This window comes from Stenotrophomonas sp. GbtcB23 (assembly GCF_019091045.1).
GTDB lineage: Bacteria > Pseudomonadota > Gammaproteobacteria > Xanthomonadales > Xanthomonadaceae > Stenotrophomonas > Stenotrophomonas rhizophila_A.
Genome location: NZ_JAGXKC010000692.1, coordinates 1 through 236, shown reverse-complemented (window position 1 = coordinate 236; position 236 = coordinate 1). Strand labels below are relative to the sequence as shown.

Here is a 236-nt window from a genome sequence, read left to right as displayed (position 1 = left end):
GCCTCTTCCGCCGATCGCCGACGGGTGGCAGAACGGGTGGGAGTAGGGGATGGATGCGCGGTGGTAGAAAATGGCGCCCAGCGCGTCGGACAGGCCACCGGCAAACAGCCAGCCCAGGGTCCAGCCGGCGATGTGGGACCACATCGGCTTGATCGCCACCAGGACCATCCTGCCCATCGCGATGTAGGTGGTCGGGGGGGGCAGCTTGAAGCGGGCCGCGAAGAACAGCGTGAAGG

1 pseudogene is annotated in these 236 nt (G+C 67.4%); it reads right to left on the bottom strand.

From position 1 onward, the window contains the following. Positions 1 to 236, bottom strand: a pseudogene (locus KVS69_RS20595) (hemolysin III family protein); the annotation flags it as partial.